Annotated in this window: 9 protein-coding genes and 1 pseudogene; 7 read left to right on the top strand and 3 right to left on the bottom strand. The window is 56.2% G+C overall.

What is annotated here, in order from left to right; all coding sequences use genetic code 11:
* The first annotated feature begins 8 nt into the window (after positions 1–8).
* Positions 9–824 carry a 5-deoxy-glucuronate isomerase gene (gene iolB / locus Q3H59_RS01555; RefSeq protein ID WP_271461189.1) on the top strand — a complete coding sequence of 272 codons (816 nt, stop codon included), beginning with the start codon at positions 9–11 and terminating at the stop codon, positions 822–824.
* Positions 825–895: 71 nt separating this feature from the next.
* Here the strand turns inward: iolB and Q3H59_RS01560 are convergent, their stop codons facing one another.
* Together Q3H59_RS01560 and iolC are read right to left on the bottom strand one after the other, a co-directional pair.
* Entirely contained in the window at positions 896–1,741 is an 846-nt protein-coding gene (locus Q3H59_RS01560; protein WP_101762694.1) for a MurR/RpiR family transcriptional regulator, read from the bottom strand.
* 333 nt (positions 1,742–2,074) lie between these two features.
* Entirely contained in the window at positions 2,075–3,988 is a 1,914-nt protein-coding gene (iolC, locus tag Q3H59_RS01565; RefSeq protein WP_101762693.1) for a 5-dehydro-2-deoxygluconokinase, read from the bottom strand.
* A 549-nt stretch (positions 3,989–4,537) separates the two neighbouring features.
* Between iolC and iolD the strand changes: the two genes are divergently transcribed.
* From iolD to iolE, 3 genes are all read left to right on the top strand, one after another.
* On the top strand, positions 4,538–6,472 hold the full coding sequence (gene iolD / locus Q3H59_RS01570; RefSeq protein ID WP_309832836.1) for a 3D-(3,5/4)-trihydroxycyclohexane-1,2-dione acylhydrolase (decyclizing): 1,935 nt from the start codon (positions 4,538–4,540) through the stop codon (positions 6,470–6,472).
* Positions 6,473–6,540: 68 nt separating this feature from the next.
* Positions 6,541–7,554, top strand: coding sequence for a Gfo/Idh/MocA family protein (locus Q3H59_RS01575; protein ID WP_137386670.1), 1,014 nt, complete (start codon positions 6,541–6,543; stop codon positions 7,552–7,554).
* A gap of 65 nt (positions 7,555–7,619) precedes the next feature.
* Positions 7,620–8,516: a myo-inosose-2 dehydratase gene (gene iolE / locus Q3H59_RS01580; protein WP_137386669.1), complete on the top strand. Its 897-nt coding sequence runs from the start codon at positions 7,620–7,622 to the stop codon at positions 8,514–8,516.
* 131 nt (positions 8,517–8,647) lie between these two features.
* Here the strand turns inward: iolE and glpD are convergent.
* Positions 8,648–10,157 (bottom strand): annotated as a pseudogene (gene glpD, locus Q3H59_RS01585) (glycerol-3-phosphate dehydrogenase).
* A gap of 228 nt (positions 10,158–10,385) precedes the next feature.
* Between glpD and glpE the strand changes: the two are divergent.
* The 3 genes from glpE to Q3H59_RS01600 are packed head-to-tail and all read left to right on the top strand — an operon-like array spanning position 10,386 to position 12,370.
* Positions 10,386–10,712: a thiosulfate sulfurtransferase GlpE gene (gene glpE / locus Q3H59_RS01590; protein ID WP_008107933.1), complete on the top strand. Its 327-nt coding sequence runs from the start codon at positions 10,386–10,388 to the stop codon at positions 10,710–10,712.
* Between the two features lie 32 nt (positions 10,713–10,744).
* Entirely contained in the window at positions 10,745–11,569 is an 825-nt protein-coding gene (gene glpG / locus Q3H59_RS01595) for a rhomboid family intramembrane serine protease GlpG (RefSeq protein ID WP_110867722.1), read from the top strand.
* Positions 11,570–11,611: 42 nt separating this feature from the next.
* Entirely contained in the window at positions 11,612–12,370 is a 759-nt protein-coding gene (locus Q3H59_RS01600) for a DeoR/GlpR family transcriptional regulator (protein WP_008107931.1), read from the top strand.
* Positions 12,371–12,518 lie beyond the last annotated feature (148 nt).

Below are 12,518 nucleotides of genomic sequence, written 5' to 3' on the forward strand. Positions count from 1 at the left end.
GGAACAGGATGTCTCTGATTTCGAAAGCGCAAAAACCCGACAGTAACGGCCGCATCCAGCACGTCACGCCGGAAAGCGCGGGCTGGGAATATGTCGGCTTTGATGCCTATCTGCTGAAAAAAGGGCAGAGCCTGAAGCTGAGCAGCGGCGACAAAGAGTTGTGTCTGGTGCTGGTGGCGGGCTTTGCGTCGGTGAAAACCCGTCACGCCGAGTTTCCGAATCTGGGTAAACGTCTGTCGCCGTTTGAACGCACTCCGCCTTACTCAGTTTACGTACCGCATAACGACGAAGTGGAAGTGTATGCGGATAGCGATCTGGAGCTGGCGGTGTGTAATGCACCGAGCAGCGGCAACCTGCCGGCGCGACTGATTGCGCCGGAAGATGTTGGTGTTGAGCAGCGCGGTAAAGGGCGTAATCAGCGTCTGGTGCACAACATTCTGCCGGACAATAAAGAGGCCGACAGCCTGCTGGTGGTGGAAGTTTACACCGATGAAGGCGCGACCAGTTCGTACCCCAGCCACAAGCACGACCAGAAAAACAGCCCGGACGAAACCTATCTGGAAGAGACCTACTATCACCGTTTCGATCCTGAGCCAGGTTTCGCCATGCAGCGCGTTTATACCGACGACCGTTCACTCGACGAGTGCATGGCGCCGTATAACCGCGATGTGGTGACGGTGCCGCGTGGCTATCATCCGGTGGCAACCATTGCCGGGTACGATAACTACTATCTCAACGTGATGGCGGGTCCAAAACGTCTGTGGAAATTTACCTGGGAGAAAGATCACGCCTGGGTGAACAGCGACCAGTATCCGCGTTCGTAGATTGCACATCAATGTAAGAAGGGCAGCCACCTGGCTGCCCTTTTTGTTAGCTGGTCGACTCTGCGAAGAGATTATTCGCTGGGCACGTTGTTGTTCAGCGCCAGCGACACGGCAAGCGTCTGTGCCAGACACAGCGAAGCGACCTGCGAACGGAAGCCATCCACTTGCGCTTCACGCACCACAAAGCACACATCGCTGAAGGCGGCCAGCGGGCTGACCTGACTGTCGGTGATGGCGATCAGATGCGCGCCACGTTTGGCACCCAGCTCAACCAACTCCACCGCTTCACGCGCGTATGGCGAATAGCTGATGGCGATCACCACGTCTTTCGGGTTCACCATGCTCAGCTGCTCGGTGAACATGCCACCGAGGCCGTCGATCAGGAACGCACGACGCTCCAGATGGCGCAGCGCATACACCAGATACGATGCCACGCTGAATGAGCGACGCAGGCCGATGATGTAGATGTTCTCGGCTTCATCGAGCATTTTCACCGCGCGGTTGAGCTGGTCTGGATTGACCTGCATCGCCAGCTGTTGCAGCGCCTGGCTGTTGACCATGGTGAAGACGTTGAGGATTTCGGCCGGGCTTTCGGGTGAAGTGGCGCTGTCGTCGGTGGCGGTCTGGCGGAACAGACGTGCGCGCTCGGTATAGTTAACGGTCTCTTCCATCAGGTGCTGACGGAAAACCTGTTTCATTTCGTTGAAGCCGCTGAAGCCAAAGGCGTTGGCAAAGCGGATCAGCGTGGAGGGCGGCACATCGGCATGTTGTGCGATTGAAGCAACGGTATCGAAAGCGATGCTGTTACTGTTATCAAGGATATAACGAGCCACCTGCTTCAGGCGTTTGCTCAGCGTCTCATAGCGACGACGGATCTCGTCCTGTAACAAGGTTAATTGCGTTGGATTATTGGTCATTACTTCGGCCCGCTAGAAAAGAAAATATGGCTGGATAATGAGCGCTATAGTACCAGATGGATGGAAAATTTCATTTGTTTGACATCATCGTGACGCTTATTTCATCGGTTTATGAAATGCCTCACAGAATATGCAGGTTTTCCCCCCTCACCCTAACCCTCTCCCGCAAGCGGGCGAGGGAACCGTCTTGTGCGGTACACCGGATCGAGTTCTTTACTCAACAGCCGTTGAATCGGTCCCTTCTCCCGCTGGCGGGAGAAGGCGAGGATGAGGGCCAGCGAGCACAATCAAAAAAGCGGCCAATTGGCCGCTTTTTCCCAGCTAACTTCGCACTTAACCGCGTACAGCGCGCCAGTAGCCGATCAACCGCAGGTAGTTCCCTTTCACGGTCTCAACCAGCGCTGTATCATCCAGCTCGCCTTGCAGCCACTGGCGTGACGGCTGGCCGAAGATGGTGCGACCTACCGCGAAACCTTTCACCCACGGCGCTTGCGCTGCGGCGGCGAAACCGGCTTTCAGCGTCTCTTCCGGGGCATCGAGGCCCAGCAGCAGAATGCCGCGGCAGTGCGGGTCGTTCTGCTCGATCAACCCGCTGATCGCCTGCCAGCTTTCGGCAGACAGCGGCGGCAGTTTCCACCAGTCTGGCTGAATGCCAAGGCTGTAGAAGTGGCTCAGCATGTCGTAATAGTAAGATTCGTTACGGTCCGGATTGCTCTCCGGCAGAATCAGCTCCAGCAGCAGTTCGTGCCCGCTCTTGTTACAGCCATTCCACACATCGAGCACCAGCTCATCCTGCTCTTTACGCAGTTCCGCGCTGTCGTGCGGATGGTAGAACACCAGACATTTCACCACGTGCTCGGCTGGCCAGTCGACCAGCTGTGAGCCGATGTTGCCGTGCTCAAGACGCAGCGGACGTGAACTTGGCAGCTCAATTGGACGCCCAATCCACCAGTTTTTACCGGTAATCGCGTTCAGCGCTTTCTGGCCGTAAGTGGTATCCGCGAGGATGCCGCTCTTTTCATTCAGGCCGGCTTCATTGGCCGCTTCTTCTGCGGCACGCAGCAGCAGCAGTTTCAATTCTGGGATGCGCGCTTCGCTGACGCCCGCTTCGCGCGCCATATCAGCCAGCTGTTTGCGATGGTCGAAGGCGAACACATTCAGCTCTGGCCACTGCTGTTTACGCGTGGTGACGCGATGCAGGTGATTGAGACGTACATCAAGATCCGGACGTTTCACCTCTTTATCGCGGCTTAGGAAATCATCCAGCTCTTCTTTGGTCGGCATCGCCGGTGCACAGCCGTGGCGCGAAACCACCAGCGCGCCACAGGCGTTCGCGTAACGGCACGCTTGCTCCCAGCTTTCATCATTCAGCCAGCCGCGCAGCAGGCCCGACATAAAGGCATCGCCCGCACCCAGCACGTTCAGCACTTCAACGCGCACGCCGCTCTGCAGTTTGGTCTGTTCCCAGCTATCCGGGATCTCGCCCTCAAACACCACGCAACCCAGCGGACCGCGTTTGCACACTAATGTGGCCTGGCTCGATTGACGCACATTTTTCAGCGCGGTCAGCGTATCGGTGCTGCCACCAGCGATATGGAACTCTTCTTCCGTTCCGACCACCAAATCGAAATAGTGCAGCACTTCCTGCAGCTGTTGCGTCACTTCGCCCGATTCAATGAAACGCGTTTCGCCGTCGCCGAGTGAGGTCAATCCCCACAGTACCGGACGATAATCGATATCCAGCGCGGTGCGCAGGCCGTTGCGTTTGGCGATATCCAGCGCTTTCAGCACGGCAGCGCGGGTTTGCGGATGCGAAAGGTGCGTGCCGGTGACGGCGACCGCGCGTGAAGAGGTGATGAAATCTTCGTTAATATCTTCCGGCACCAGCCCCATATCGGCGCAGTTGTCGCGGTAGAAGATCAGCGGGAAGCTCTCTTCATCTTTGATCCCAAGGATCACCAGCCCGGTCAGGCGCTGCTTATCGGTAATCAGGCCATCGGTATTGCAGCCCGCACGTTGCAGCTCTTCACGCAAAAAGCGGCCGTTATGCTCGTCACCTACGCGCGCCAGCATCGCCGATTTCAGGCCCTGAATCGCCGTACCGTAGGCCACGTTGCCGGAAGACCCGCCGAGATATTTGTTGAAGCTGGTCATATCTTCCAGGCGTGATCCAATTTGCTGACCGTAGAGGTCGACGGCGATGCGTCCGATACAAATCACATCAAGCCGCTTCTGTTGTGTACTCATACCTATTGTTTCCTTCTGTGATAAGCAGACACTGCGGGCGCTGCCGCCCAACGTCGAGCGCTTTGCTTCCGGGTTCTCAAGGTGCCTGATTGGCTTTGGTCGCAGTATGAGGAATAAAAATTCCAAATTCAATATGAAATGAAACATCCATCACGATTTTGTGAGCCAGGTAAAACTCTGACCAGGCCGCAAAGCGGCGTTTGAATCGTCGGGAGTTTCAGTGATAGTCAGGCTTGTGAGCCAGGTCTCAGGAAAGTGCTGGCGAATCAAGGAAGCTACTGAAGTGAAATGAAATTTCGTTATGACCTGCAAATGACCTGTTACTGTTCCACTTTTCCCCCTTTCGCGGCTTGCGCAGCCCACGTTTCATTGCTGAATTTGATCTCCATCGCAAAATGAAATGTTTCTTCTGTAATCGTGTTTAATGAAAAAAATATTTGTTTATAATCGCCTCACGTTTCACTTAATCCGCGGGCGCCGTGAACGGCAGTTTTTACCCGAACCGCGATGTACCTCGCCGCAGGTACCAGCATGTAAAGGAAGAAGCATATGGGCACAATCAGACTCACCACGGCACAGGCGCTGGTAAAATTTCTTGATAACCAATACCTGAACGTTGACGGCGTTGAAACCAAATTTGTGAAAGGCATTTTTGCCATTTTCGGTCACGGCAACGTGCTGGGATTGGGACAGGCGCTGGAGCAGGACAGCGGCGATCTGGTGGTGCATCAGGGCCGTAACGAGCAGGGCATGGCGCACGCTGCTATTGGCTTTGCCAAGCAGTCGCTGCGTCGTCAGATTATCGCCTGTACCTCATCGGTCGGTCCCGGCGCGGCCAACATGATTACCGCTGCTGCCACCGCGACCGCCAACCGCATTCCTTTACTGCTGCTGCCGGGCGATGTGTTCGCTACGCGCCAACCGGATCCGGTATTGCAGCAGATCGAACAGAGCCACGATCTCAGCATCAGCACCAACGACGCGTTCCGCGCCGTGAGCAAATACTGGGATCGCGTCAGCCGCCCGGAACAGCTGATGACTGCCTGCATCAACGCCTTGCGCGTGTTGACCGATCCGGCAGAAACCGGCGCGGTGACGATTGCGCTGCCGCAGGACGTGCAGGGCGAAGCCTGGGACTTCCCGGAATACTTTTTCCAGAAACGTGTGCATCGTCTGGATCGCCGCTTGCCAACTGCCGCGCAATTAGAAGATGCGCTGGCGCTGATTGCGCGTAAACACAAGCCGCTGATCATTGTCGGCGGTGGCCTGAAATATTCCGATGCCGGGGATGCGCTGCTGAAATTTGCCGAGCGCTTCAACATTCCGTTTGCCGAAACTCAGGCCGGTAAAGGCACCATCGTTTCCGATCACCCGCTCAATGTCGGCGGCGTGGGCGAAACCGGCTGCCTGGCGGCCAACCTGCTGGCGAAAGAGGCCGATCTGGTGATTGGTATCGGTACGCGTTACACCGACTTCACCACCGCGTCGAAATGGATTTTCCAGAATCCGGACGTGAGCTATCTGAACCTCAACGTCAGCAACTTCGACAGCTACAAGCTGGATGCGGTGCAGCTGCTGGCGGATGCGCGTGAAGGTTTAACCGCGCTGGAAAGCGGGCTGCAAGGTTTCGAAAACCATTGGGGCGGCCAGATTGAGCTGTCGCAAAGCAAGCTGTTGAAAGAGACGCAGCGCGTCTATGCCGCCACCTATAACACCGACGATTTCATTCCGGAAATCGCCGACCACGCCGATCGCGAAGCGCTGTTTGCCGAGTTTGAGCGCCTGACGAAATCGGTGCTGACGCAGAGCAGCGTGCTGGGCGCCTTAAACGAGCAACTCCCAAAGGATGCGGTGATTGTCGCGGCAGCGGGCAGTCTGCCGGGCGACCTGCAGCGCGTGTGGCGCACCAAAGATTACAACTCGTACCACGTTGAGTACGGCTACTCCTGTATGGGTTATGAAGTGAATGCCGCGCTGGGCGTAAAGCTGGCGCAGCCGCAGCGTGAAGTCTACGTCATGGTTGGCGACGGTTCGTTCATGATGCTGCACTCCGAGCTGGTCACGTCGATTCAGGAAGGGGCGAAAATCAACGTGGTGCTGCTGGATAACATGACCAACGGTTGTATCAACAACCTGCAGATGGAACACGGCATGGACAGCTTCACCACCGAGTTCCGCTTCCGTAATCCGGAAGGGGGCAAGCTGGATGGCGGCTTTGTGCCGGTGGACTTCGCGGCGATCGCCGGCGGTTACGGCTGCAAAACCTACCGCATTACCACGCTGGAACAGCTGGAAGCCGCGTTGATCGACGCGCAGAAGCAGACCGTTTCCGTGCTGTTCGACATCAAAGTGCTGCCAAAAACCATGGTGCACAAATACTTCAGCTGGTGGCACGTCGGCGTGGCGCAAACCTCTACGTCAACGCGCACGCAAGAAGTGGCCGACAACCTTAACATGCATATCGAACAAGCACGTAAGTATTAAAACCTCTTTTAGGCCGGAGCTCTCCGGCCTTGTTTTACCCTAACTTATCCGACTCTACAGGTGTAATTATGACGCTCAAACTCGGTGTAATTGGTACCGGTGCAATTGGTCAGGAACACATTCGTCGCTGCAATAACGTTTTGCAGGGTGCCAAAGTGGTGGCGGTTTCTGATATCAACATAGAAGGCGCGCGTGCTGCGCTGCAACGTCTGAATATCGAAGCCGAGGTGTATCAGGATGGTCATCAGGTGATCAACTCGCCGGAAGTCGATGCCATTCTGGTGACGTCCTGGGATCCGACCCACGAAGAGTTTACGCTGGCGGCAATCGCGGCCGGCAAACCGGTGTTCTGTGAAAAGCCGCTGGCGCTGAGCGCTGAAGGTTGCCGTCGCATTGTGGATGCCGAGATCAAACACGGTAAACGTCTGGTGCAAGTGGGCTTTATGCGCCCTTACGATGCCGGCTATCGCGCGCTAAAAAAAGTGATCACTGACGGTGAAATCGGCGAACCGCTGATGCTGCACTGCGCGCACCGCAACCAGAGCGTCGGCGAGAATTACACCACCGACATGGCGATCACTAACACCCTGATTCACGAGCTGGACGTGCTGCGCTGGCTGACCGAAGACGACTACAAAACCGTGCAGGTAGTGTTCCCACGCACCACCTCGAAGTCTCATGCCAATCTAAAAGATCCGCAGATCGTGCTGTTCGAAACGCAGAAAGGTATCCGCATTGATGTGGAGATCTTCGTTAACTGCGCGTACGGCTACGACATTCAGTGTGAAGTAGTGGGCGAAGAGGGCATCGCTAAGCTACCGGAGCCTTCGGCGATCCAAACGCGCAAAAACGCGCGTCTCGGCGTGCCGCTGCTAACCGATTGGAAAGACCGTTTCATTGATGCTTATGACGTTGAGCTGCAAGCGTTTATTAATGACGTGAAAGACGGCCAACTGACCGGACCTTCTGCCTGGGATGGTTTTGCTGCTTCCGTGGCCGCCGATGCCTGCCACAAAGCGCAGAACAGCGGTGCGATTGAGCCGGTAACCATGCCGCCGCGTCCGGATTTCTACGCCAAATAACTGAGCTGTGCGCTAAATACTCCTCGGCGGCTCAGCGGCCGCCTCTGTGAATCAGGGACAACACCATGAACAAAGACAACGTTAAACTGGCGATCGCGCCAATCGGCTGGACTAACGACGACATGCCAGAGCTGGGCAGCGAAAACACCTTCCAGCAAACCGTGAGTGAAATGGCGCTCGCGGGCTTTACCGGCAGCGAAGTGGGCAGCAAATACCCGCGCGATCCGGCGATTCTCAAGCCGATGCTAGATATCCGTGGCATTCAGATCTGCAACGCCTGGTTCAGCACCTTCTTCGCCAACGGCGACAAAGCGAAAACCATTGACGAATTCACCAATCACATGAACTTCCTGCATGCGATGGGCGCGCGCGTGATTGGTTGCTCCGAGCAGAGCAAAAGTATTCAGGGCACCACGCTGGCGGTGCTGGAGCAGAAGCCGATTTTCAGCGATGAAGAGTGGCGCTTAACCGCGGAAGGCTACAACGAGCTGGCGGAGATCGCCGCGAAGAAAGGCATGCGCGTCACGCTGCACCATCACATGGGCACCGGGATTCAGACGCCAGCCGAGATCGACCGCTTTATGGAATCGACCAATGAGAATGTTGGCCTGCTGTACGATACCGGCCACATCTACTATTCCGAAGGTTCACAGCAGGCGATGCTGGATGTGCTGACCAAATATCTGCCGCGTATTTTCCACGTGCATCTGAAAGACGTGCGCGACAGCGTGGTAGCCGAAGTGCGTGAGAAATCGCTGTCGTTCCTGGACGGCGTGAAGAAGGGGACTTTCACCGTGCCGGGCGATGGCGTGATCGATTTTAAACCGGTGTTCAAAATCCTCGATGATTACGGCTATAAAGGCTGGATGGTGGTGGAAGCGGAGCAGGATCCGGCGTTGGCCAATCCGTTCGAATATGCGGTGAAAGCGCGTAAGTACATCCGCGAGAATGCGGGGTTATAAGGGCAAATGCTCGCAATGCATTGCGCCGCTACGGGATGTACACGCATTCGTAGCGGCGCGATTTATCGCGCTGTTTTCCATAAAAAAAGGCCGTTATCCCTTCAGGATAACGGCCTTTTAATTGGCTGAGATTATGACGCTAACGACAACGCCGGTTTCTGTGCGTTGACCGCCAGCCACTCGGCAATGCGCGCCTGCTCGGCTTCGTTCAGCCACATACCTTGTTTGGTACGACGCCAAATCGCATCATCCAGCTCGCGTACCCATTCGTTTTTCACCAGGTAACGCAGCTCGGCTTCGTAGAACTCGTGACCGAAGTTTTCACCCAGATCGTCGATGCTCTTCGCGCCTGCCAGCAGCTCTTCGGTGCGGCTACCGTAAGTCCGCGCAAAGTGACGCGCCATACCTTCGCTAATAAACGGATAGCGACGACGCAGGCTGGCGGTGTAATCCTCGCGTGAACCGGAGAAATCCCCCGCCCGGCAATACCGCGTTTTTGGTCCACGCCGGGCCGATATTCGGGTAGTATTTAGTCAGTTTCTCCAGCGCATGTTCCGCCAGCTTACGATAGGTGGTCAGCTTGCCGCCGAACACGGACAGCAGCGGAGCCTGGCCATTGTCGTCATGCACATCCAGCGTGTAATCACGGGTGATGGCCTGCGGCGAATCCGATTCGTCATCGCACAGCGGACGTACGCCCGAGTAAGTCCAGACGATGTCATCTTTGCTCAGCTGCTGTTTGAAGTGTCCATTAAACACGTTCAGCAGGTAGCTGATTTCGTTGTCATCGATTTTCACGTCTTTCGGATCGCCTTTGTACTCCACGTCGGTGGTGCCGATGATGGAGAACTCATCCATCCACGGAATCACAAACACGATACGGTTATCTTCGTTTTGCAGGATATACGCCTGCTTTTCGCGATGGACGCGCGGTACCACGATGTGGCTACCTTTGATCAGACGAATGCCGTACGGCGATTTCAGCTTCAGGCCATCGTCGAAGAACTCTTTTACCCACGGACCGGCCGCATTGACCAGACCTTTGGCGCGCCAGGTGTAGGTTTTACCGCTGTCGATATCTTCGGCTTCCACCATCCACAAACCGGCTTCACGCCAGGCGCGGGTCACGCGCGTGCGGGTGCGTACTTCGCCGCCCTGTTTTTCCACTTCCTGCGCATTGAGTACCACCATGCGCGCATCATCAACCCAGCAGTCAGAATATTCGAATCCGCGCGTGATCTCCGGCTTGAGGGCCGAATCCGCGCCAAAACGCAGGCTCTTACTGCCCGGCAGCGTGGTGCGTTTGCCGAGGCGATCGTACATAAACAGGCCCATGCGGATCATCCACGCCGGACGCAGATGCGGACGGTGCGGCAGACGGAAGCGCATCGGGAAAGCGATGTGCGGGGCCATTTTTAGCAGCACTTCACGTTCTGCTAACGCTTCGCCCACCAGGCGGAATTCATAGTGTTCAAGGTAGCGCAGGCCGCCGTGAATCAATTTCGAGCTGTTGGAGGAGGTTGCACAGGCCAAATCCCGCGCCTCCAGCATCAGCACCGACAGTCCGCGTCCTGCAGCGTCCACTGCAATGCCGGCTCCGTTAATGCCGCCGCCGATCACGATCAGGTCTTTGGTTTCCACGTCATCTCCTCCGATGTTCGGAATAGTTCTAAAATGTTCGTTTTCGAGCGTAATAATAATCGGAAACCAACATCTACGCCAGCGGTTAACTGAATAAAAACATTTTTGCGTGATATAGCTAACATTCCGACAGGAAAAAAATCACATAACCACAGGACTTGTCAGGTTATCGCGGCGCGTTCTCAGGTTAAACTAGGCGCTAATTGTGATGAAGTAATGAGAGACACCATGGAAACCTTCGAGTGTATTAACGTCCTGCAGGCGCAAGAGCATCTGGCACAAGGTGCGCAGCTGGTGGATATCCGTGATCCGCAGAGCTTTATGATGGGCCACGCGGCGGGCGCGCAGCACCTGACCAACGACAATCTGGCGGATTTCATCGCCAACGCCAATCAGGCTTTGCCGGTGCTGGTGATGTGCTATCACGGCAACAGCAGCAAAGGCGCGGCGCAGTTCCTGCTGGGCCAGGGATTCAGCGCGGCGTACAGCATTGACGGCGGATTTGATGCCTGGCGCGCGGCATTCCCGGCGCAGGTTGCCCTCGGCGACGCCTGAGCCCATCGCATAAGGAAGGAGATCACCGCATGATGCGCATCACCCAGTTCAATAATCCGCGCATGGCGCAGGCGTTTGTCGACTACATGGCGACCCGCGGCGTGACGCTACGCATTGAGCGCGAAAGCCACTTTGTCATTATGTTGGATGACGAAAGCAAGCTGGAGAGGGTCGAAAACGAACTCGCGCAGTTCGTGCGCGATCCCAACCATCCGCGCTATCAGGCGGCCAGCTGGCATAGCGGCAACACCGAAAGTGGCTTGCGCTACGAGCGCACCCACATCTGGGCGAGCATTCGCGAACGCGCAGGTCCGCTCACCATGACCATCATGATCGCCTGCGTCGCGGTATTTATCCTGATGCAGATCGTCGGTGATGATGTGGCGCTGGATTGGCTGGCGTGGCCGGCGGATTCTTCGCAATATTTCCAGGTGTGGCGCTGGTTTAGCCATGCGCTGCTGCACTTCTCGCTACTGCATATCCTGTTCAACCTGATGTGGTGGTGGTATCTCGGCGGTGCGGTCGAGAAGCGTCTCGGCAGCGGCAAGCTGTTTGTGATTATGCTGATCTCGGCGCTGCTAACCGGCTGGATGCAGGCCAAGTTCAGCGGCGTGCTGTTTGGTGGCTTGTCGGGCGTGGTTTACGCGTTGATGGGTTACTGCTGGCTGCGCGGCGAGCGCGATCCCGAAAGTGGTATTTATCTCGAGCGCGGCCTGATTGGCTTTGCGGTCGTATGGTTGGTGATTGGCTGGTACGGCGCATTTGGTCTGTCGATCGCCAACGCCGCGCACGTCACCGGCTTGCTGGTGGGTTTAGCGATGGCATTTGTTGATACGCGTAAGATTACGCGTCGTTAGCAGCACCAATAAAAGAAGCGGCCACGAGCCGAGGAGAGAGATGTGAAGCAGACGCAACGTCATGACGCCATTATCGATCTGGTCCGGCGTCAGGGATATGTCAGTACCGAAGAGCTTGTTGATCACTTTGAAGTCAGCCCGCAAACCATTCGGCGTGACCTGAACGACCTGGCCGATCAGAACAAAATCATGCGCCATCACGGCGGGGCGGCGCTGCCGTCCAGCTCAGAAAATACCGCATGGCAGGATCGTAAAATGATGTGGTCGGCGGAGAAAGCGCGCATCGCTGAGCGTGTGGCGAGCCAGATCCCTGATGGCGCCACGCTGTTTATTGATATCGGTACCACGCCGGAAGCGGTGGCGCATGCGCTGCTCAATCACAACAATCTGCGCGTTGTCACCAACAACCTCAACGTGGCGATTCTGCTGATGGCGAAACCTGATTTCCGCGTAATTATCGCCGGCGGCGAAGTGCGCACGCGCGATGGCGGCATCATGGGCGAAGCGACGCTGGACTTCATTTCGCAGTTTCGCCTCGATTACGGCATTCTCGGCATCAGCGGCATTGATATGGATGGTTCGCTGCTGGAGTTCGATTATCACGAAGTGCGCACCAAACGCGCCATCATCGAAAACTCGCGCTGCGTGATGCTGGTGGTGGATCACTCGAAGTTTGGCCGCAATGCGATGGTCAACCTCGGCAATATGAGCCTGATTGATTACATGTATACCGATCAAAGCCCGCCGGCCAGCGTGCTGAAAGTGATTGAACAGCACGAAGTTCACCTCGAACTTTGCTAATGCCGTAGCGGCGCAATTTATTGCGCGATAAATCGCGCCGCTACAAAAATCAGCACCGATTTTTTTCACCGCACCTGCATTTCCCTGTCGCTTTTTTCTGCGCCCCCAGCTTTACTTATCCATTCACCTCTTGCGCTCGCCCGGCTTT

The sequence above is a fragment of the Pantoea sp. SORGH_AS_0659 genome (genome assembly GCF_031453915.1).
GTDB classification, from domain to species: Bacteria; Pseudomonadota; Gammaproteobacteria; order Enterobacterales; family Enterobacteriaceae; genus Pantoea; species Pantoea leporis.